General features: G+C 71.8%; 21 protein-coding genes and 2 pseudogenes. 9 read left to right on the forward strand and 14 right to left on the reverse strand.

What is annotated here, in order from left to right; all coding sequences use genetic code 11:
- Positions 1–64 precede the first annotated feature (64 nt).
- Entirely contained in the window at positions 65–1012 is a 948-nt protein-coding gene (locus ABZ919_RS13390) for a DUF2218 domain-containing protein (RefSeq protein ID WP_361246627.1), read from the forward strand.
- A gap of 263 nt (positions 1013–1275) precedes the next feature.
- Here the strand turns inward: ABZ919_RS13390 and ABZ919_RS13395 are convergent, their stop codons facing one another.
- The 8 genes from ABZ919_RS13395 to ABZ919_RS13430 all read right to left on the reverse strand — a co-directional run bounded on the left by ABZ919_RS13395 (position 1276) and on the right by ABZ919_RS13430 (position 7570).
- A complete protein-coding gene (locus ABZ919_RS13395) occupies positions 1276–2421 on the reverse strand; it encodes a DUF6596 domain-containing protein (protein WP_361247101.1) in 1146 nt (381 codons plus the stop codon).
- A gap of 8 nt (positions 2422–2429) precedes the next feature.
- Positions 2430–2837 (reverse strand): YciI family protein, encoded by a 408-nt coding sequence (locus ABZ919_RS13400; RefSeq protein ID WP_361246630.1) that lies wholly within the window; start codon positions 2835–2837, stop codon positions 2430–2432.
- An 820-nt stretch (positions 2838–3657) separates the two neighbouring features.
- Positions 3658–4389: a hypothetical protein gene (locus ABZ919_RS13405; protein WP_361246633.1), complete on the reverse strand. Its 732-nt coding sequence runs from the start codon at positions 4387–4389 to the stop codon at positions 3658–3660.
- Positions 4390–4728: 339 nt separating this feature from the next.
- On the reverse strand, positions 4729–4932 hold the full coding sequence (locus ABZ919_RS13410) for a hypothetical protein (protein WP_361246636.1): 204 nt from the start codon (positions 4930–4932) through the stop codon (positions 4729–4731).
- Entirely contained in the window at positions 4929–5441 is a 513-nt protein-coding gene (locus ABZ919_RS13415) for a hypothetical protein (RefSeq protein ID WP_361246639.1), read from the reverse strand. The genes ABZ919_RS13410 and ABZ919_RS13415 overlap by 4 nt, the downstream gene beginning before the upstream one ends.
- Before the next feature lie 92 nt (positions 5442–5533).
- Positions 5534–6349 carry a cytochrome c oxidase assembly protein gene (locus ABZ919_RS13420; RefSeq protein WP_361246641.1) on the reverse strand — a complete coding sequence of 272 codons (816 nt, stop codon included), beginning with the start codon at positions 6347–6349 and terminating at the stop codon, positions 5534–5536.
- Positions 6349–6915 (reverse strand): DUF2243 domain-containing protein, encoded by a 567-nt coding sequence (locus tag ABZ919_RS13425; protein ID WP_361246645.1) that lies wholly within the window; start codon positions 6913–6915, stop codon positions 6349–6351. The genes ABZ919_RS13420 and ABZ919_RS13425 overlap by 1 nt, the downstream gene beginning before the upstream one ends.
- 244 nt (positions 6916–7159) lie before the next feature.
- Positions 7160–7570, reverse strand: coding sequence for a VOC family protein (locus ABZ919_RS13430; protein ID WP_361246648.1), 411 nt, complete (start codon positions 7568–7570; stop codon positions 7160–7162).
- A gap of 312 nt (positions 7571–7882) precedes the next feature.
- On the opposite strand from ABZ919_RS13430, the gene ABZ919_RS13435 reads away from it, so the two are divergent.
- Positions 7883–8587 carry a GNAT family N-acetyltransferase gene (locus ABZ919_RS13435; protein ID WP_361247104.1) on the forward strand — a complete coding sequence of 235 codons (705 nt, stop codon included), beginning with the start codon at positions 7883–7885 and terminating at the stop codon, positions 8585–8587.
- Positions 8588–8651: 64 nt separating this feature from the next.
- Positions 8652–9485: an alpha/beta fold hydrolase gene (locus tag ABZ919_RS13440; RefSeq protein ID WP_361246651.1), complete on the forward strand. Its 834-nt coding sequence runs from the start codon at positions 8652–8654 to the stop codon at positions 9483–9485.
- Between the two features lie 182 nt (positions 9486–9667).
- Here the strand turns inward: ABZ919_RS13440 and ABZ919_RS13445 are convergent, their stop codons facing one another.
- Complete coding sequence (locus tag ABZ919_RS13445; RefSeq protein ID WP_361246654.1) at positions 9668–10276, reverse strand: TetR/AcrR family transcriptional regulator; 609 nt, start codon at positions 10274–10276, stop codon at positions 9668–9670.
- A gap of 46 nt (positions 10277–10322) precedes the next feature.
- On the opposite strand from ABZ919_RS13445, the gene ABZ919_RS13450 reads away from it, so the two are divergent.
- Positions 10323–10787 (forward strand): SRPBCC family protein, encoded by a 465-nt coding sequence (locus ABZ919_RS13450; protein ID WP_361246656.1) that lies wholly within the window; start codon positions 10323–10325, stop codon positions 10785–10787.
- A 65-nt stretch (positions 10788–10852) separates the two neighbouring features.
- Here ABZ919_RS13450 and ABZ919_RS13455 read toward each other — a convergent pair.
- Positions 10853–11278 (reverse strand): annotated as a pseudogene (locus ABZ919_RS13455) (helix-turn-helix domain-containing protein); the annotation flags it as partial.
- Positions 11279–11313: 35 nt separating this feature from the next.
- Between ABZ919_RS13455 and ABZ919_RS13460 the strand changes: the two are divergent.
- Positions 11314–11466, forward strand: a complete 153-nt coding sequence (locus tag ABZ919_RS13460; protein WP_361246658.1) for a hypothetical protein — start codon at positions 11314–11316, stop codon at positions 11464–11466.
- A 147-nt stretch (positions 11467–11613) separates the two neighbouring features.
- Here ABZ919_RS13460 and ABZ919_RS13465 read toward each other — a convergent pair whose 3' ends face one another.
- Entirely contained in the window at positions 11614–13731 is a 2118-nt protein-coding gene (locus ABZ919_RS13465; protein WP_361246661.1) for a SpoIIE family protein phosphatase, read from the reverse strand.
- Positions 13732–14387: 656 nt separating this feature from the next.
- Between ABZ919_RS13465 and tsaA the strand changes: the two genes are divergently transcribed.
- From tsaA to ABZ919_RS13480, 3 genes are all read left to right on the forward strand, one after another.
- Positions 14388–14795, forward strand: a complete 408-nt coding sequence (gene tsaA, locus ABZ919_RS13470) for a tRNA (N6-threonylcarbamoyladenosine(37)-N6)-methyltransferase TrmO (protein WP_361246664.1) — start codon at positions 14388–14390, stop codon at positions 14793–14795.
- 115 nt (positions 14796–14910) lie between these two features.
- Positions 14911–16371, forward strand: coding sequence for an MFS transporter (locus tag ABZ919_RS13475; RefSeq protein ID WP_361246666.1), 1461 nt, complete (start codon positions 14911–14913; stop codon positions 16369–16371).
- 357 nt (positions 16372–16728) lie between these two features.
- Positions 16729–17244, forward strand: a complete 516-nt coding sequence (locus ABZ919_RS13480; RefSeq protein WP_361246669.1) for a MarR family winged helix-turn-helix transcriptional regulator — start codon at positions 16729–16731, stop codon at positions 17242–17244.
- Between the two features lie 253 nt (positions 17245–17497).
- On the opposite strand, the pseudogene ABZ919_RS13485 reads toward ABZ919_RS13480, so the two are convergent.
- A pseudogene (locus ABZ919_RS13485) lies at positions 17498–17672 on the reverse strand (TetR/AcrR family transcriptional regulator); the annotation flags it as partial.
- A gap of 663 nt (positions 17673–18335) precedes the next feature.
- Positions 18336–18470, reverse strand: a complete 135-nt coding sequence (locus ABZ919_RS13490; protein WP_361246672.1) for a hypothetical protein — start codon at positions 18468–18470, stop codon at positions 18336–18338.
- Between the two features lie 109 nt (positions 18471–18579).
- Here ABZ919_RS13490 and ABZ919_RS13495 point away from each other — a divergent pair, with 109 nt between their 5' ends.
- The gene (locus ABZ919_RS13495; RefSeq protein ID WP_361246675.1) at positions 18580–19392 is read left to right on the forward strand and encodes an amidohydrolase family protein; all 813 of its coding nucleotides are present in this window, start codon (positions 18580–18582) and stop codon (positions 19390–19392) included.
- Positions 19393–19892: 500 nt separating this feature from the next.
- Here the strand turns inward: ABZ919_RS13495 and ABZ919_RS13500 are convergent, their stop codons facing one another.
- Positions 19893–20792 (reverse strand): NADP-dependent oxidoreductase, encoded by a 900-nt coding sequence (locus tag ABZ919_RS13500; protein WP_361246678.1) that lies wholly within the window; start codon positions 20790–20792, stop codon positions 19893–19895.
- Positions 20793–20988 lie beyond the last annotated feature (196 nt).

Genomic DNA, 20988 nt, shown 5'->3' on the forward strand with positions numbered 1-20988 from the left:
TCGGGGAAGTGGCGAGAATTCTCGCCACTTGACTCGCCATTCGACCGAAAAGCCAAGGAGTCGTATGCCCATCACCACGGCCCGTGTCGCCACCGCCCGCCCGGCCCGCTACCTCAGGCAGCTCGTCTCGCACATGGGCCACAAGGCGGCTGCGGCCCTCACTCCCGACGGCCGCGGCACGATCACGGTTGCCGCCGGAACCTGCAGCCTCACGCCCTCGCCGGACCGGCTGGAACTGACCGCCACCGCGGCCGACGCCGAGTCGCTGGCCCGGGTCCAGGACGTGATCACCCGTCACCTGCTGCGTTTCGCCACCCAGGAGGAACTCACCGTCGAGTGGTCCGCGCCGATCGACGGCGGCCGGCTGGAACCCACCGACCCCGTCGTCGCCGCGTATCTGCTCGACCACCACACGCCGGCCGACGACGTCCTCGGCGAGCTGGCCGTCGCGACCCGCGACGCCGCGGCCGACGCCGCGCACATGCAGGTCTCCGCCGACGAGGGGGCCCTGCTCACGATGCTGACCCGGCTGGTCGGCGCCCGCTTCGCGGTCGAGATCGGCGTTTTCACCGGCTACTCGGCCCTGTGCATCGCCCGGGGTCTGGCCGACGGCGGCCGGTTGCTCGCGTGCGACGTCAGCGAGGACTGGGCCGCGATCGGCAAGCCGTACTGGGAGCGCGCGGGCGTCGCCGACCGGATCGACCTGCGCCTCGCCCCCGCGCTGGAGACACTGAGCACGCTCGGCACCGAGCCGGCCATCGACATCGCGTTCATCGACGCCGACAAGGACAACTACCCGGCGTACTACGAGGAGATCGTACGCCGACTGCGTCCTGGTGGGCTGGTGGTGCTGGACAACGTCTTCCTCGGCGGCCGCGTCCTCGATCCCGCGTACCAGGAGGACCACCACCTGGCGATGCGGCGCCTGAACGACCTGATCACGACCGACGAGCGGGTGGACTCGGTGATGCTGCCGGTACGCGACGGAATCACCATCGCCCGCCGCCGCTGACGCGGCGGCCCGGCGAGCCTGGCGGGGCTGATCTCACGGGGATCGCCCTCCCGGCGCGCTCTCCCGGCGGACGCTGCGTTCTTCAGTGTGGCGCTGCTGCCGGCCCGTCCGACCGGGCCCTGAACGTCTCTGCACGGAGCGGGGGTTGCGGCTTCTTCCCACGGTGGCTGCGGGACCCGGCACGTCAGCGGGCGGGTCTTTGCACACCCCATGTGCACACCCCCTGTGCACGCCCCCACGTCCGAAGCCGCGTGGCGGACCCGTCAGCGGCACCGGCGGGCGTTGAGCCGGGCGGCCTGGCGCGTCAGGTGGTCGCGCTCGGCGAGGTTCGGTGCCCTTCGGGCCGCCTCGGCGTACAGCCGTGCCGCGGTCGCCACGTCGCCGTCGCGCTCGTGCAGATACGCGGCCACCGCCGCGTGGCGGGGCAGTGAGGCGTCCAGCGGCGCGAGCGCCGCCAGGCCGGCGCGCGGTCCGTCGGCCTCGCCCACGGCGACCGCCCGGTTGAGGCGGACGACCGGGTTGTCGGTCAGGCGCGTGAGCTCGTCGTACCACTCGACGATCTGCACCCAGTCGGTCTCCTCGGCGGTGCGCGCGTCGGCGTGGAGGGCGGCGATGGCGGCCTGGGCCTGGAACTCGCCCAGCCGGTCGCGAGCGAGGGCCGCCTGCAGGAGCTCGACGCCTTCGGCGATCGACTCGGTGTCCCACCGGGTGCGGTCCTGCTCGGCGAGTGGCACCAGACTGCCGTCGGGCGCGGTCCGGGCGGCGCGCCGTGCGTGGTGGAGCAGCATGAGGGCGAGCAGTCCCGCCACCTCGGGGTGGTCGATCGTGGCGGCGAGCTGTCTGGTGAGCCGGATGGCCTCGGCGGCGAGGTCGATGTCGCCGGAATAGCCCTCATTAAAAACGAGATAGAGGACACGCAGCACGGTGGCGACGTCACCGGGCTGGTCGAACCGCACGCCGGACACGGTGCGCTTGGCCCGGCTGATGCGCTGTGCCATGGTCGCCTCGGGCACCAGGTAGGCCTGCGCGATCTGGCGGGTGGTCAGCCCGCCGACGGCGCGCAGCGTCAGCGCGACTGCGGACGACGGTGTCAGCGACGGGTGGGCGCACAGGAAGTAGAGCTGGAGCGTGTCGTCCGCGGCCGGGGCGGGCCCGGGCTCCGGCTCCTCGGTGAGGACGTCCTCGCGCCGGCGGCGGGCGGCGTCCGCCCGCCGGGCGTCGAGGAATCGCCGCCAGGCCACGGTGACCAGCCAGCCCTTCGCATCCCGCGGTGGGTCGGCCGGCCACACGCGGACCGCCTCCACCAGGGCGTCCTGGACGGCGTCCTCGGCCGCCGCGAAGTCGGCTCCGCGGCGGACGAGGATGGCGAGCACGCTCGGTGTGAGGCTCCTGAGCATGGCCTCGTTCATCGAAGAGGTCACTCCGTGATGGTGGGCGGCGCGGCCAGGAACGGGCGCACCTCGAGCCACTCGTGGATCGGCTTCCCGCCCGCCCCAGGGGCGGCCGACAGCTCCCCGGCCAGTTCGACGGCGCGCTCGTAGGTGTCGACGTCGATCACCATCCAGCCGGCGATCAGGTCCTTGGTCTCGGCGAACGGTCCGTCGGTGACCGGCGGCCGCCCCTCACCGTCGTAGCGGACCCACGCCCCCTCGGGGGCGAGCGCCTGGCCGTCGACGAACTCGCCGGTCCCCTCGAGCCGGGCCGCGAAGTCCTGCATGTACTTCACGTGCGCCGAGATCTCCTCCGGCGTCCACTGGGCCATCGGCACGTCGTTCACCGCGGCCGGGGCGCCGCGGTAGTGCTTGAGCAGCAAGTACTTCGCCATCGGGGTTCTCCTCGGGGCTGGTGCGACCCATTGTGGTCGCGTTCACCCCGGGGACGGAGCCGATCACGGGTTCTCGACATCCCCGTCCGAGAAAAATTCCCCGCTTCCGTGGAGGAGTCCGGCGCGGTCGGCCGAAGGCAGCAGGCAGCAGGCAGCAGGCAGCAGGCAGCAGGCAGCAGGCAGCAGGCAGCAGCGGACCTGTCGGCAGCTCGCCCGGGGACGACACCACAGCGGCCATATGAGATCCACACACTTTGATCGCAAAGTATGGAGCCTGGGGGGGGACCGGATCGTGCGTGAGCGCCCCGCACCCTCGCCAGAGGCGAACGGCCGGTTCGTCAGGGCCCGTCCGGTTCCGCCGGAACGTGGCGGAGCCCGGGAGTCGTATCCAGCTCCCGGGCCCCTGGGGATGCCACCCAATTGCGCACGCCGGCGGCGTTTAAGAGGACGGATCAGTCATCATGCCGTCGTGTTCTTCCTTTGAACTACCGCACCGTGAAAGAGGTGCAGGCGAGAGTCGAACTCGCATCCGACGGCGTTCGTCCGGCCTCGGTCGATCCGGCGATCGGCGGCGATGCTGAGACTGGAGCGAGAGTCTGAGATTGATCGCGGCTGCCTCTGCCATGTTGGGCTACCCCGGCCCGTTGGTGGTTCTGTGCCGGGGGAAGGACTCGAACCTTCACTGTCACCGTGTCGTCAGGCTGAACTTCAGTGTCAGCTTGCGCTCATCGCGCGCACCGGTCCTCAGTCCGGCCCGCGCCTGTTGCGCACCCCCGCGCTCGCACGCGGGGGCGATCGTGGATGCTACCCGTGGCCGGTGTCAGCCGAGCAGGTAGCCGAACACCGCGTCGCCGACCCGCTGGTCGGTGACCTCGGTGCCGTTGGCCTCCTCGCGGGCGAACTTCACCGCCTGCTGGAGCCTCTCGACCCGGTCCACCAGCTCGTTCACCCGTCGCGCCGGCAGCGCTCCGGAGAACTTCACGGTCGTCCAGTACCCGATGGGCACGTCCTCGTAGTACACCTCGACCTGAGCCGGGTGCTTGTCGGTCGCCTCCGCCTTGACGTGGTTGCGCGGGACCTTCTTCGTGCGGATCGTGCGGACCGGGTCCGTCTTCCACCAGTCCGTGGAAGGGTCGTGGGACCAGGACTCGGCGGCGTCGAGGGTGGGGAGCTTCCTGACGAACGTGTGCAGGTCGGTGAGCTGCTTCTCCAGGAAGAGCAGATAGCTGACCGGGACGTCGGTGAGGATGGTCCGGCCGTCGACCGTGACGTCCGCGCGGGCCGCGCAGTTCGCCCAGTCCTTGGTGGCGGTCACGTCGAAGAGCCGGGTGAGCGAGGCGGACATCTCCCGCAGCACGTCCTCGGCCTGCACCTGTACGCGCGTGGACTCGGGCGGCAACTGCTCGCCCTCCTCGTCCTTCGGCTGGTACGTGCGCGAGATGCCGGCCAGCAGCGCCGGCTTCTGCACCTTGTGGTGCGCCCCGGTGATGTCCTGGAGCGACTTGCTCTTGACACCCTTCTCGACAGCGATGATCTGGTTCAGTTTCGCCACTTCGGCTCCCCCTTCGAACAGGCAGGAACGTATCTCACCGGCTCGAACGCCCGCACTCCCTTTTCCACCCGGCAGCCCTGGGTGCCCACTTCGAGTCTCTCCGGGTCACCGTGGACGGGCTCGCCGCACTGGCGGCCACAGCCGCGGATCCCAGTAGGCCGTGGTCCCTCCTGTCCAGGCACCGGGCCAAGCCCGCAGCGTTCAGGAGCGATCGCCTCGTGTCGCGCGAATTTCCTTGGCGCCGCGCCGCTCCTCGACGGCCGACCGGCCTGCTCGGCCGTGCGGCGAGAATCAGCCCGGCGGCATTCACCAGGAACGTCCGCCGCTACGACGACGTCGTCAGGGACGCTCGGCGGCGGCCCGTCTACGGGCGGATCGCACCGTCGTCACCCAGGCGTAGACCGTGTAAAGGAGCGGTACGCCGGCACTCACCGGCCAGATGTAGCCCATGACCAGCCGGAGGAACACGAACAGCGCCACGGTCCACGGCAGGACGGTCACGAAGGGGACGGAGCCGGGGCGCATGCGCAGGCCAGTCCTCATCGAGCCGCCTTCCGGGCCGACAGGGTGCGGTCGAGCCCCTTCTGCCGCAGCAACGTGAGGAAGGCAGCCGTCTGCTGTTCGTTCAGCGCCGTGACCGGCAGGCCCATGGCCATCTTCGGTGACACACGCAGCACCCAGAAGTCACCGACCCGCGAGACGTCCCGGAACGTGGTCCAGGTCCGGGACGTTGACCGGTCCGGGCCCTGAGCGCGGTACTCCAGGTCCGTCATCGTGACGGTGACCTGCCGCTCCCCCACCAGGTAGGGCGCGAGCTGGTGTCGGACGGAACGCTCGCGCAGCAGGAAGGATCCCGCTCCCCAGAGCATCAGCAGGACGCCGGTCAGCAGCGCGCCGTGAACCCCGGCAATCCCGGCGGCGCACGTACCACCGCCCACGACCACCAGCCCGACGGTGATCACCACCCGCTGGACGTACCCCCTGCGGGCACACGCCCGGTACGAGCGAAGCACCATCGCCGGCGTGCTGACGAACGTGGTGACTATCGGCATGTCGGCCACAATGGCTCCTGTTTCACACGTTCAGGGTGAAGAGGCCCCTGCTCGGGATGACCCTAGCGGGGGGGGCCGACCTCGCCCGAACCCTAGTAGGGCACCGGTGCTCGCCCGGCCGGCCGAGGAGTGCGGCGTTCGGGTCGCCATGTGCTCACCAGTGCGCCGGCCAGCAGGAGTTCGGCGATGTCCCCGCCGTAGTACATGATCTCCGCGCCTTGCTGGACCTGGTCGATCGGCGCGTGGATGTCGACGAAGAAGCCGCCGTACATGGCCTGGGCGATCAGTGCGTGCGCGGCGATCGCGATGCCCAGACAGAACAGGCGGGTCCGCACGCCGGGCCGGGTGGGCGCGGGATCGGGTCCCGCGATGACATGGGCGAACAGACACCCGGATGCCAGGAAGTGGGCGTGCAGGAGCCAGTGGCCTGCGGGGTGGGCCATGGCGGTGTTGTACAGCGGCGTGAAGTACAGCGCCGCCAGGGTCGCGGTGCTCAGGGTGAGCGCGACCGCGGGATGTGCCAGTGCCCGGGCCGGCAGGCTGTGCAGCACTGCCGTCACCCGGCGGGCCCGGGCGGGCGGCAGGGTGCGCAGCAGGAGGGTCACGGGCGCGGCCATGACGAGGGCCAGTGGCGCGTACATGCCGATGAGCATGTGCTGGGCCATGTGCCCGCGGAAGTCCGTGTGGGCGGCGGGTGCCAGCGGCGGCACGAGCGCCAGGGCGAGCAGGGCCAGCCCGGTGAGGAACGATGCGGAACGCCAGGGGTTCCAGCCCTGGGCCGGGTTGCGGCGCCGGGCCCGGTGGGCGGCGAGGAGGTAGCCACCGGCCACCGCGAGCAGAACCAGCAGGGTCAGTGCCGTCTCCGGCCGGCTCGTACCGCCTTCACCGTGGTGGTGCATGCCACCCATCAGGCGCGGTCCTGGGCCTGCTCGGCGCCGCGGGGTGCCTCGGGGTCGTAGGGCCGCCCGCTGCGCTGGATCAGGTAGCCGCCGATCAGGAACAGGCCGCCCAGCACGAGGAAGCCGGCGTCCCACCAGGCCTGGTAGGGGCCGCCGTGGACGTGGTGGATGCCGAGGATCTGATGGTCCAGGAGGCCCTCGACCAGGTTGAACAGGCCCCAGCCGGCCAGGATCCAGCCCCACAGGACCCGCGAGGTCCACACCGCCCGCCGGTTGTGTGTGACGCGGGAATACAGGACGGCCAGGCCCAGCAGGACGGCGATCCAGCACACGGCGTGGAAGATGCCGTCCCAGAGGGTGTTCATCTCGAGTCCGGAGACCGTGTGGGGGTTGTAGTACTTCACCCCGATGTGATCGTGGTTGGTGCTGGTCAGCATGTGGTGCCACTGCAGGAGCTGGTGCAGCAGGATGCCGTCGACGAATCCGCCCAGGCCCACGCCGAGGACGATCCCGGGTAACTGCAGGCTGCTGGGCGCCGCCGTCAGCGCCCGGGCCGGACCCGCCGTGCTGGCCATCCCTGTTCTCCCGTCCGTCGACCGCGCGTACCTGACCTTGCGGAACCGTTTCCCGCGCAGCTCGCCTCAATCACCGAATTCCGGACAGCTTCCACCGGACAGCCAGGACAAGCCATTCGTCGGCCCCTCGCGGCGGTGGGTGCTGGGTTCCGACGGATGGGTGTGGGGTGCTGGGTTCCGACGGATGGCGGTGGGGTGCTGGGTCCCGGCGGATCACGTCACTGCGCCGGCAGGCCGCGCCGGCTCACGCGGGCAGGTTGAGTTGCCAGGAGACGCCGAACCGGTCGTTGATCCAGGCGAACTTGGGGCTGAAGCCGTAGTTGCCCAGCGGCATGAGCTGGGTGCCCTGCTCGCCCAGGGCCGCGTAGAGGCGGTCGATCTCGGGCTCGCTCTCGCACTGCACAAAGAGGGAGACCGCCGGTGTGAAGGTGAAGTCGTGCTTCGCCGGGCTGTCGATGCACATGAACCGCTGGCCGGCGAGCGAGAAGGACGCGTGCTGGACGCTGCCCTCCGCGCCGGGACCGTCGGCACCGTATCGGCTGACGCTGATGACCTCGGCGTCGTCGAAGAGGGAGACGTAGAAGGTCATCGCCTCCTCGGCGGTGCCCTCGAACATCAGGAACGTGGTGATCTTCTGCTGTGCCGAGATCTCCATGACGCGTACTCCTCCGGCGGGGTCGGACGGTCGGCTCCGGCTACCGTAGCCGCCCGCCTCCTGCGCAGCGGGCTGACGCTGCTGCGGCGTGATCGGCCACCTCGCCTCCGCCGTTCCGGCGCGGGTCCACCGCCTGCCCGCCACGGTGTCCGAGGACGTCCCGGCCCCGTCGCTGTACGGACCGATGGCGGTCGGCGGGTCATGGGCCGCCCGGTCACGGCGCCCGGTGGGGATGCGATGATCAGGGAGCCAGCCATCGGCATCGCGGTCAGTCGCCCGGTCGGCCACCCGCACGATCTGAAAGGGCCCAGCATGGCGGAGGGGCATGCCGTCGCGCTCGACGACCCGGTGGGCGCGTCACTGCGAGGACACCACGCGCATCTCGCCCGCCGCGCCGGCCGGGCTGTCACCTACCTGCCGGGAGTCGCGACCTTCTGCGCGGTGTCCGCCGATGCGGACTCGGCGGACTGGGCCGACCTCGCGCGGCTCCTCGGCCCGGGCGAGTTCGCGGACATGTTCAGCTGCCGGGCGACGCCGCCGTCGGACTGGGAGCCGGTGTTCGTCCTCGAGGGCCGGCAGATGATCTGGACCGGCAGCGGCCGACCCGATCGGGCTCGTACCGCGGTCGACGCGGACATGGTCGAACTGGGTGCGGCCGATGTGCCCGAGATGCTCGAGCTCGTCGAGCGGACCCGACCGGGGCCGTTCTTGCCGCGCACCCACGAACTGGGCACCTACCTGGGCATCCGGGACAACGGCAGGCTGGTGGCGATGGCGGGCGAACGGCTCCGGCCTCCGGGCTGGACCGAGATCAGCGCCGTCTGCACGGCACCCGAGGCACGCGGGCGAGGGCACGCCGCCCGTCTGATAGGCGCGCTCGTCTCACGCGTCCTCTCCCGGGGCGAACGTCCCTTCCTGCATGCGGCCGAGGCCAACACCGGTGCCATCGCGCTGTACCACCGGCTCGGCTTCGAGAGCCGGACGCGTGTGACCTTTCGCGGGTTCCGCACTCCGTGACGGCACCGGCACCGGCACCGGCACCGGCACCGGCACCGGAAACCCTGCGGTTAGGGTGACCGGCATGAACGCCGTTGCGCTGCGCGGCGCCACCATCCACTACGACGACCTCGGGCCCTCGGCCGGGCTGCCGGTCCTCCTGATCCACGGGCACCCCTTCAACCGCACCCTGTGGGCCCCCCAGGCCACGGCACTGGCCGAAGCGGGATACCGGGTCGTCACACCCGATCTGCGCGGATACGGCGACAGCAGCGTCACCCCGGGGAAAGTCCTCCTCTCCGACTTCGCCGACGACCTGGCCTCGCTCCTCGACCACCTGGGCATCGAGCGCGTGGTGGCCGGCGGCGTCTCCATGGGCGGTCAGATCGCCATGGAGTTCCGGCGCCGTCACCCGCAGCGGGTGCGGGCCCTCGTCCTGTCCGACACCTCGGTCCCTGCCGAGACGGAAGAGGGCAAGGAGTTCCGCAATCGCCTGGCCGACAGACTCCTCGCGGAGGGGATGGACGGCTACGCGGGGGAAGTGATCGACAAGATGCTCGCCGCGTACAACGTCGCCGCCATGCCGGATGTCGCGGGACGAGTGCTGGGCATGATGCGCGCCACCGACCCTCGTGGCGCCGCGGCGGCGTTGCGTGGACGGGCCGAACGCCCCGACTACCGGGACACGTTGGGCGCCGTCCGGGAACCGGTACTGATCGTCGTCGGCGCGGACGACGTCTACACGCCTGTCCCGGACGCCGAGGCGATCCGCCGTCTCGTCCCGCAGGCGACCATGGTGGTGATCGAGAAGGCGGGGCATCTGCCCGGCGCCGAGCAGCCGGAGCGCTTCAACGCCGCGCTGCTCGACTTCCTCACGACCCAGGTGACCCGCCGAGGGACGAGCCGTAACGACGCCTGACGCAGCGGCACCGACCGCTGCGGCGCCCGCCTTCCCGTCGCCACGGCCGGTCGCAGCGGCCCGGCGGGCCACCGTCGCGGGCCGGTGACCCGACGCCCCGGCCAGGGCCGGTCCGCCGGCGGGACGTGGTACCGGGTGCGAGGCCTGACCGCGGCCCGCCACCCTGCCCGCCACCGGGCGCGTCACCCGGAGCCGTAGTACAGCCGGAGGAACTCCTCCATCGCCGCGTCGACGCCGGCGCGGTCACCGGTGGCGAGCAGGTCGAGCAGCAGACCGCGGACCGTCGCCAGCCCCAGTCTGGCGCGGTTCCGGGCCGCCGCGGGGTCCGCCCCCGCGGCCGTCTCTGCGGCCACGAGTGGTTCCAGCCAGTCCGTCACGAGCCCTTCGAGCACCGGGACGGCCTCGGGACGGCCCCGCAGCGCCTGCCCGCAGACCTCGAAGAAGAGCCGCTCCTGACCGGCCAGCCGAGGATCCGTCAGCTGCTGCCACAACAGCCGGGCCAGACCGGCGGGCGAGAGACCGGGCTCCAGGCGGAGCCGGGCCAGCAGATCGCGCTGACGCCGCTCCGAGGTGCGGACGATCTCGACGAGCAGCTGTTCCTTGGAGCCGAAGTAGTGGATCAGCATGCGGTGACTGACACCGATCGCCGCGCCGAGGCGGCGCAGGCTGAGATCCGCGATGCCGTGCGCGGCGACATGGTCGACGGCCGCGTCCACCAGCTGGGCACGCCGGTCGCCGTCCGCGCCGTGCCCGGCCCTGCCCTTGGAATGCGCATCGCCTGTCTTTCCCACGACGCGAGTGTACCGATTGGTACATGAGGCATGTACCGTGCGGTACATGAAGTCTGTCACCGTGTCGACCGACGTACCCCAGACGCCCGAGCAGGTCTACGACTTCCTCGATGTCATGGCTCACCACGAGCGATTCACCGACCACTACCTGACCGACTGGCGCCACAGCGGCCCCGGCCGCGGCGTCGGATCGCGCGCGACGGTCACCGCCGTGCTGGCCGGCACCAGGACCGACGTCACCATCGAGGTCGTGGAGGCCGACGCGCCGCGACGCCTCGTCGAACGCAACGTCAGTGCCGCCGGCCGGCGTCTCGCCCGCGGCACCTACACCATCGAGCCACTGGCGGCGGGCGGGAGCCGCGTCTCGTTCACGTACGCCTGGCTTCGGGCGCCTCTCCCCGACCGGCTGCTGGGCCCCCTCGTACGGCTCGTGATGCGGCGTGCCAATCTCACGGTCATGCGACGCCTGGCCACCGAACTGGGCCGCCACGTGCATGCTGCCGGCTCCTGACGGCGAAGCGTGCCGCCGGTTACGCGGTGTGCGCACGCACCATCCGGCCGTCCCCGGCCGGGTGTTCAACGCCGTGCCGGGCCCTGCAGGTAGGCGGGGACGGCCCACGCCACGTCGTCGACGGCGAGCCATGGTGCGATCGCGACGGCCGTGGGCGTCACACCGGCGAACGCCCTGACATCCCGATGCAGGTGGGACTGGTCGACGTAGCCCATCTCCGCCGCCACGTGTGCGGCCCTGTGCCCGGCGGCGAGACGGTGGGCCGCGTGGTCGAAACGGACCAGTTGAGCCGCGCGCTTGGGGGTGAGGCCGACCTGCGACCGGAACCGCGACCACAGGCGCTGACGGCTCCATCCGACCTCGGCCGCCAGCCGCTCGACCCGGACTCCTCCGAGGCCGGCGACCATCTGCCGCCAGGCGAAGGCGACTTCCGGGTCGACCGCTCGGCCCGCCTGGTGCCGTCGGCCGAGGGCCGCCTCCGCGATCGCGAAGGGTCGAGCGTGGGGAGGCGCCCGGGGGCGTCGACGTGCGGGAACTGGTCGGCCTGGTCGCGGCCCCCCTCCATTACCGGCTCCTGGTCACCGGGGAGACGATCGGCCACGAGGTGGCCGACCGTGCGGCCCTGCTCGCTCATTCCGCGGTGCGGGGCCTGACCGGCGACTCCGGACCCAGCGCCTGAAGCCGGCCCGCTCCCGCGGTGCCGACGGTGACCGTCGTGGGCCACGCCGGGCAGACGCATGTGAACGTCCGCGCGGCCGCGCCGGTGCCGCTCCGGTGACCGCACCGGACTCCCGTCGTGCCCTGCCGCCTGCCGGCCGACACGGAATCACGGCCGCCCCAGGTGCTGCAGGACGAGCAGGGCGATGTCGTCGGTGCGCTGCCGGTTGGTGCCCATCGCCCCGACGAGGGTGTCGATCAGGGCGTTCAGGTCCCGGTCGTCGGCCTCGGCGAGATGACGGACTAGGGCAGCGATGGACTCGTCGAGGTCGACTCCCGGTGTCTCGATGAGGCCGTCGGTGTAGCAGGCGAGCGTCAGTCCGGGGACGAGCGACACCTCGGTCACCGGGAAGACGGCGTCGGCGTCGATTCCGAGCAGAGGTCCCGGAGGCACGGCCAGCGGTCGCGTGTCGCGTCCGGGCAGGCGGACCACCGGTGGCGGGTGGCCGGCGCTGGCCAGGGTGAGCCTGCGGGCGGCGAAGTCGAGTCGGGCGTAGAGGCAGCTGGTGAACAGGTCGTGGCCGAGATCGGTGAGGAGCCGGTTCGTGGCGGAGAGCACCCGGTCCGGGGTGCCGAGGGTCGAGTGGGCGTGGACGGCGGTGCGGACCTGTCCCATGAGGGCGGCAGCGGCCGCGTCATGACCTTGGACGTCGCCGATGACGGCCGCCACGGCGGTGTCCCCGAGCGGGATGAGGTCGTAGAAGTCTCCTCCGATGTCCATGCCGCGGGTGGCGGGCAGATAGCGGGCGGCGATCCGCAGGCCGGGGACGGTGGGAAGGGCCCGCGGGAGCAGCGCCTGCTGGAGGTGGTGGGCCAGATCGTGCTTGGTGTCGTAGAGGCGGGCGCGGTCCAGGGCCTGGGCGATGAGGCCGGCGAGCGAGGTGAGGACGGCACGGTCCTCGGCCGTGAACTCGTGGGGCTGGTCGTAGGAGAGGATGCAGCAGCCGACGGGCCTGCTGGAGACGATCAGCGGCAGGAAGGCCCAGGCCTGTTTGCCGCTGACCAGCGAAGCCTCCGGGTAGATCCGTCGCATCTCCTCGGGATGGGAGAAGAACGCGGGGATGCCGCTGCTGAGGGCTTGCCCGGCCGGCGTGAAGGCGGTGTCGAGCGGCAGCCCGTCGAGGCGTTCGATGGTGTGGGGGTCGTAGCCGCAGTACCCGGTCACCCGCAGCCGCCCGGCGTCGGCGGCGGACAGGACCAGTCCCTGGGCGTTGAAGGCGGGCACGATCTGGTCGGCAACGAGGTTGATCACGTCCTGCACACCGACCACCTCGGTCAGCGCGGCGGCGAGGTGCATCAGCTGGTAGAGCCGGCCGGCCCGGGTCGGTGCGACGGTGCGTGCCGTGCGCGGGACCGCCGGGGAGGTGGGGGGCCGCGTCCCACTGGGCACGATGCGGACGCTGATGCCGCTCGAGTCCGGATACAGGTGGAAGTCCAGCCAGCGGTCCGGTGGCCGGCACGCCGTGAAGACGACGGGCTCCCGGCTGATGACCGCGGCGCGGTAACGGTCCTCGTACATTGGGTCGTCGAGCCAGCGCAGGGACTGCCACGGCAGCGTGCCGAGGAGTTGGTCGGCGTCGCGGCCCAGCAACTCGCAGGCACCCGCGCTCAGGTAGGTGAAGTGTCCCTCGAGGTCCAGCGCGCAGCCGCCGCCCGGCAGACGCTCGACGAAGTCGGCCGCGGCCAGTGCGGGACCGGCGGCCCGGGGGCCCGCTCCCGCGGGGAGCGTCCGCGGGAGGTCGTGCGGGGCGGGAGACCGCCCGCGTCCGACGGCTTCCTCGATCAGCCTGGCCAGACGCCCGCAACTGGACATGATGTGCCCGCGCTCCCGCTGGGTCATGTACGGCGGGCGGGTGGCCGGCCACATCAGGAGGACGGCCCCCCATGGGCGAACGCCGGTGACCGGTGCCGCGGCGAGAGCGAGCGGGTAGGGCAGCGCCATCGCCGTACGCGGATAGCGGCGGGCCATCTCCTCCTGGCGGGCCACCCAGACCACGCGGTCCTCACGCACCGCGTCGGCCACCGGCGCAGGGCCTGCCACCGGAACCCTCACCCACGGCGCCGCGAAGTCGGCCGGCGCGCCGTACAGCACGTCCAGGAAGAGCTGCTGCTCATCGGGGGTGAGCAGGTACAGCGCGCCGATGGACGCGCCGGTGCGACGCACGGTGTCCGCGAGCGCGGCATCCAGCGCCTCCGCGTCCGCTGCCCCAGCACCGGCACTGGTCACGAGGCGCCTCCAGCCTGGCAAGCTGCGACTCCCGGGAAGTCACGGGGAGGGGCTGCGTCCGGGCCGCGCGGCACGTCCGAGACGGCCCGAGTCCATCCACTCCTACAGGGACGCTACGCCCCCGGGCGACGGTCGGCACACCCTCCGACGCCCATCGTGTGCAGGTTCCCTCTTGACCTCTTTGCACGACGCAATGGTAGGAAGGAATCGATGAGTGCCCTGCCGTGGGCCACGGACGCGCAGCACACAGCGAGCCGCCCACCCAGTCAACTGCAGCGGGATTTCAGGGCGGTTGACGGGGTCGGTCTTCCGGTCGGCGAGCCAGGCGGCGATGAGCCGGCCGGCCATGCGTACCGGCGTTCGTGGGTGCCACCAGCAGGCGGGACCCGGTCAGCACCGCGTGATCACCGGATCCACGTCGTCCGAGGTGCCCGTGGGGATCGGCCGGGTCCCCACCGCACGGCGCTTCTCGGTGCGGGACCGGAGTCGCACAACCGCCCCTCGTGCATCAGCACGGCGTCGTAGCTTACTGACCCACCCCGTACCCACGTACCCACGCACCACGTACTCACGCACCCCGTACCCACACACCACGTACTGACGCACCACGTACTGACGCACCGACTCAGGAACCTCTGTCAAGGAAGGACCGAGGAGTGCCGACCGCATACACACTGCGCCCGATCGGGCGCGTCGAATCGCCGTTGACGGATCAGGCGGCGGCACCGCGGCAACCCGACGAGGGAGCCCCCGACGCGTGGCTCGTCCTCGACGACCGGTACGCCCCCGCCCTGCAGGGCCTGGAGCCGGGCACCGACGCTCTGCTGCTCACCTGGCTCGACCGCGCCGACCGGGACACACTCGCGGTCCACCCGCGGGGGGACACCGACCGACCGCTCACCGGCGTCTTCGCCACCCGCGCACCCGACCGCCCCAACCCGATCGGCCTGCACACGGTGCACATCCTCAGCGTCTCCGGAACGCGTGTCCACGTCCGCAACCTCGAGGCCCTCGACGCAACACCGATCCTGGACATCAAGCCTGTACTGCTTCCAGACCGCTGACGGCTCCCCCTCGGGCGGTCCGCCGTCAGGTGTCCCCGCGGTGCGGCGGGCGCTGCGAGGGGAGCCGAGATAGGACGATGGCAAAATATTTCGGTGGCCGATATAAACTGGGGGCATGGCCACCGACACCACCACCTCATCCCCGCCCCCGAGGCGCTGGCCTGCCGTACTCACCGCCGAACGCCCCCGCCCCGAGGGGATCCGGTCGCTGCCGAACGGCTGGTGGCTGGCCGTGGGCGCGGTGTGCTTCGGCGCGTTCATGGGGCAGCTCGACGCCAGCATCGTGACGCTGACGTACGGCAGCCTGCGCACCGAATTCCACGCCTCCCTGGCGGCGGTGGAGTGGGTGTCGCTGGCCTATCTGCTGACCCTGGTGGCCCTGCTGGTGCCGGCCGGCCGGCTGGCCGATGCGCACGGCCGCAAACTGCTGTACCTGTACGGGTTCGCCGTCTTCACCCTCGCCTCCGCCGCCTGCGGCTTCGCGCCCTCGCTGACGGCGCTCGTCGCGTTCCGTGTGCTGCAGGCCGCCGGGGCGGCCATGATGCAGGCCAACAGTGTGGCCCTGGTGACCACCAGTGCACCTCGCCGGAGGATGCGCAGCGCGCTCGGTGTGCAGGCCGCGGCCCAGGCGCTCGGACTGGCCCTGGGCCCCACGGTGGGCGGAGCCCTGGTCTCCACGCTGGGCTGGCGGTGGGTGTTCTGGGTGAACGTTCCCGTCGGCGTGCTCGCGCTGGTCGGCGGCCACTATCTGCTGCCCCGCACCCGGGCACGGACACGGGTCGCACGCTTCGACTGGCCCGGCCTCTTCTTGCTGGCCTCGGCGACCACGACCGCCCTGCTGGGTGTTTCCGCGGCCTCCGGGCTGCCGGTGCCCGACTGGGCCGTGGCGGTGCTGTTCGTGGTGGCGGCCTCGGCGGGCTGGGGATTCGTCCGTCGACAGCGCCGTACGACTGCGCCCCTGCTCGACCTGACCTTGCTGCGGGTCCGGGCTGTGGCGTTCGGCCTGGTGGGAGCGCTGAGCGGCTATCTGGTGCTGTTCGGGCCGCTGGTACTGGTGCCGGTCGTCCTCACCGCACGGGGCTCTTCGGACCTGACCGCGGGTCTCGTCCTCACGGCTCTCCCGGCCGGATTCGCGCTGGCGGCCACCGGCGGCGACCGGCTGCTCCCCCGCGGCCTGCCGGACCGTACGCGATGCCTGGCCGGGGCCGGCGTCTTCACCCTGGCCGTGGCCGGGCTGCTGGTCGCCCCGCTGACGATCGGCGCGCTGCTGCCGGTCCTGGCACTGACCGGGCTGGGGTTGGGCATGTTCACCCCGGCCAACAACGCCATGATCATGGGCTCGATACCCGCGCGCTCCTCCGGTACGGGAGGTGGTCTGGTGAACATGACGCGAGGGCAGGGCACCGCGCTCGGCGTCGCTCTGGTGACCCTCGCCCTGCACCTTGCGGGCAGCGCCGGGCTGCCGACCGGCAGCCGCTGGGCCGCCGCCGTCCTGCTGGCAGCCTCGGCGGTCGCCGTCGGGGCGGCATGGCTGACCCCGCGCACGGATCCGGGGACGACCCACGCGGCCTCGTGATCAGGCCGTGGAGCGTCGCGAGGCGGACTGGGCCGGTGCCGCAGGGCGCTGACCGATGGCGGCTCTGCGCAGCGTCAGGAGGGTTCCCTCACCCCCGCGCCCTGCCGGACACGTCGTCCGTGATCGACGTCGAGGCGTTCCTCTCGTCGCCGCCCGGCGGATCCGCGGCAGCGTCACCGCTGCGGGGGTGGCCGCCGGCGATCGGATGGACGAGCGCCCCGGCGGACACCCCACCGGGAAGGGCCACCTGGCACCATGTCGGCGACCGAACGCGCCGGGAGCGCCGGCGGGGTGGACGAGGCGTCCGAGCTCCGGACGGCCGGCACGTATCCGGGGTGGCCCGGCTACCCTTGCTCCATGTCTGCGCAGCCCAGCACCGAGGCCTCCTCGTCGTCTTCCGGTCTCGTCGGCGACGAGCCGGACGCCAGGCTGCTCACCGAAGCCGTGACCCGGCTGCGCCGCGCGCTGCGCTCCTCGATCCGCACCGACTATCCGTGGGAGACCCTGCCCATGGCGCAGGTGGAGCTGCTTCAGGTGCTGGGCGAGCACTCGCCCGCGCGAGTCAGCGATCTGGCCGCGCGTCGGCGTCTCGCCCCGAGCACGGTGAGCGGGCTGATCGGCCAGATGATCAACAGCGGGCTGGTCGCACGCGACGTCGACTCCGCCGACCGGCGCGCCAGTGTCGTCACCCTGACCGACGCCGGCCGTGAGAAACTCGCGGCCTGGACCACGGCCCACGAGCGCCGCATCGACGCAGCGCTCGCCGCCCTGGACGAGGGTGCCCGAACGGCCATCACGAACGCGTTGCCCGCGCTGTTCCAGCTGGCCGAACATCTCGGTGAACCCGCCGACGACAACGCCGAGGGGCACTGAGCCGGGCCAGGGCATCGAAGCGGCACACCCCGGGCGCCTGCAGGACCGGCGCGCGGGCAGCGCTGCCGCGGGGCTCGAAGCGGATGCACCCCGGCAAGTCGCTTTCCTCGTACGACGGTCGAGGAGGCGGTCCTGCGTCGGTCGAGCGGACGGCCGTACGGCACTTGAGGAGACGGCCCGCCAGAGCACACCCCTACCGGCCCGGCCGTACCGATCCGGGCGTCTCGGTCCGGGCCCTCCCGCCAAGTAGTCCTCAGGCTGCCGTAGGCCGCCCGATCGACTGCAGGGCGGCGGCCACCGTCCTGCCCAGTGCCCCGGCGTCGGCGCCCGCCCGGGAGCGGAGGTTCACGCCGTACGCGAGGAGCGCCGGCAAGTCGGCCCACCGCGGCGGGATCGGTACCCGCCGCCAGCTGCCCCTCGGGCTCGGCGTTGACGGCCCGTCCCGGCCGAGTACGCGCGCTCAGGCCAGGTGCCCGCGCCCGCTCGTAGCGCCCACCGCGCGACCCGGAGCCGTACGACGGGGACCGGGCGGTACGGGCCGTCCTGCCGGCTCATGGTGTACGACCACCCCTTATGCGGTCGACCAACTGGCCCGCCCCGTCGCCCTGGACGTGCCCGGGGCCGCCCGGGGCCGCCCAAGGCCGAGTCCCAGGGGTGGGTCGCCGATCGCACCCTCACCGACTGCACGGCCGCCGTGCCGGCCCTCCGAGACGGCCGACGCCTGCAGGTCGAGGGGCAGGGCGGTCGCGCCGCGCGCGGTGCCGGCTCGGGTGCGTGCGGCGTGGGGCGCGACACCAAGTCGATGTGTCCTGGACCACACGGCTGGAGGACTTCCGTCAGGGTCGGTGGAGGCGTAGGTTCCGTTTACCCCGCGACGGCGCCCGCCAAGGCGTCGGCCGGTCCGCCACTCCCGGGGCGGCGGACCAGCGGGGGCCAAACCTACACACATGCGCAGCGGGATCACCGCCGTGCACGCGGCAGGGACCGGTGGCGGGCCAGCGCACACCGGCGCCCACGGGTCCCTCCACACGGGGCTGCGGAGGATCCGGCTCAGGAGCGGATGACTCCCGGCCGGACCGGTTCGACGCCGACTATGCGGCGCACGCGCTCCGGCTCGCGGCGTGCGAGAGGTGGACGCGGGCGTCGTCGCGGAGGCGCTCCTCCTCCTTGAGCCGGCCGACCGCGGCGTCGAAGACCACGGCGTCGAAGACGATCAACTGTGCCACAGGCCCGCCGTCCGTCAGCAACCTACGGCAACCAGGGTTGCGGTGAGCGATCGCTCAGCGCACTGTAGGTGCCGTTGAGGCGGCGCACCGGGAAAGGGGCGACAGGTCCGTGTCGGTCATCGATGTGTGGATGCAGCACCCCACGCTCCGTCACTCCAATCACGAGATGTTCGAGTCGCTGCGCCGATGGACGGGGCAGGGTCTGCTGGAGGAGCCTCTGCCCGTTCGGGCCACCGTGGCCGCCATGGCCGCAGCCGATGTGGAGATCGGTCTCTCGGCGGCATGGTACGGCCCCCAGGGCCCGCTGATCAGCAACGACGAGGTGGCCGAGTTCGTCGCCCAGTCCGGCGGACGGCTGCGCGGGGTCGCCGGCGTGGACCTCACCCGGCCCGTCCAGGCCGTGCGCGAACTACGCCGGGCCGTTGAGGAACTCGGCTTCACGGCCCTGCGGATCGTGCCCTGGCTGTGGCAACTGCCGCCGACCGACCGGCTGTACTACCCGCTGTACGCCGCCTGCGTCGAACTCGGCATCCCCTTCTGCACCCAGGTCGGACACACCGGGCCACTGCGTCCCTCCGAGACCGGCCGCCCGATCCCCTACATCGACCAGGTCGCGCTCGACTTCCCCGAACTGACCATCGTCTGCGGGCACATCGGCTACCCCTGGACCACGGAGATGATCGCGGTGGCCGACAAACACGCCGACGTCTACATCGACACCAGCGCCTACACCGCCCGCCGATACCCACGGGAACTGGTGGACCACCTGCGCGGCCGGGGCCGCACGAAGGTCTTGTTCGGCACCAACTACCCCATGATCACCCCGGTTCAGGCACTGGAACACCTCGGCGACCTGGACCTGGACGCAGAGACCACCGAGCTGTTCCTGGCCGGGAACGCGCGCCGGGTCTTCGGACTCTAGGCGCTCGGGCTCCTTGCCGTTCGGTTCGATGTGGGGACGCCGCCGTGGACGGTGTCGGATGGTGTGGCGGCGTGACCGTGCTCGGCAGCGATTCCGCCGTGCACGGCACCCTCCCCTTTCATGGTGGACGGGTTCGCGCCCCGCTCTCGTCCACCGCGGCAGTCCACGTCCGCCGAGTTCGAGGTGGAGGCCAAGATCCTCGCCCGTGACGGCGAAGTCCGCCCGCTACCGTGAGGGGCGAGTCGATGGCGAGACGCCCTGGGGAGCGGGACCGCACCCCGAGAAGGTGTTCCGCGTCCGAGATCCGCACGAGTGCCTCGGCCTGCCCACCGACGAGCCCTCGACCAACCTCACCCGCTCACGCCTGGGACGCTCCTTTCCCGAAGGATTCCTCGAACGACCCGGAGGCGGTCGACTTCAGACACGGACTTGACGACTTCTCGATCGCGCCACGGCGGGCACCGTGGCCCAGCGCCGGCATCGGGCGGTGCCCGGTCGGGTCATGTGCGGGTGAGCACGATCTTCTTACCGCCGGCCCGTCCGGTGACCACCCGGGCGAACGCAGCCGGTCCCTCGCTCAGCGGCAGGGGTTCCGGTGCGAGTTCCAAGGTTCCCGCGGCGGCCTGCTCCGCCAGCCGGACAAGCTGCGTGGCGTCGGGCTCGACGTAGAGGTCCCCACTCGTGATGCCTCGTTCCTCCGCAGGCGCGTCCGAAGTCAGGGAGCACAGCCGGCCGCCGTCCCGTACCAAGGGCAGGGCGGCGTCCGCCGTGCCGGTGGCGATGATGAGAGCGGCGTCGAACCCGCCGCGTACCTCGGCCGACCAGTTCGGGTCGTGGTAGTCGACGACCTCGATCGCTCCCAGACCGAGCAGGCGCTCCGCGGCGGCAGCAGACGCGGTCGCGGTCACCTCGATTCCCTTGGCCGCGGCGAGCTGGATGGCCAGGGCTCCGGTGGCCCCGCCTCCGTGGGTGATCAGGAGCCGCTGTCCTCGGCTGAGGTCCAGCTTCTCCAAGGCCTGCAACGCGGTGAGTCCGTTGACCGGCAGCGCCGCCGCGTGCACGGCGTCCAACCCGGGTGGGCAGGCTGCCGCGTGATCGGCGTTGATCAGAACGCGTTCGGCCCAGAAGCCGCTTCCCCCTGGCAGCGGGGCCTCGTGTGCGAGCACCCGGTCCCCTACGGCAAACCCGGTGACACCCGCCCCGACGGCCAGCACCTGGCCCGCGCCCTCCGCTCCGAGCGCCGCCGGGGGGCGCAGCCCCACGTCCCAGCCGGCGCCGTTCAGCAGTTCGTCCCACGGGCCGACCCCGGCCGCCTCAACCGCCACAAGGATCTGACCGGGGCCGGGAGATGACGGTTCGGGCAACTCCAGCAGGGCGACTTCCTTCTCGGCCCCGGACACTCCGCACGCCTTCACAGCAGATCTTTGTCCTCTCACTCAGTCCGGCCGACCGAGAGGTACGGGCCGGGAACCCATAGCAGGCACCAGTGTCGGCCTCGGGAGCCCCTACACAGGTCGCTCGTGGTCTCAGCCGTATTGGTGTCGAACCTATGCAGTCAGTGACCCGGAGATGTGGTCCATTTGAAGCGCGACCAAC

The sequence above is a fragment of the Streptomyces sp. NPDC046759 genome (assembly GCF_040645475.1).
Classification (GTDB): Bacteria; Actinomycetota; Actinomycetes; order Streptomycetales; family Streptomycetaceae; genus Streptomyces.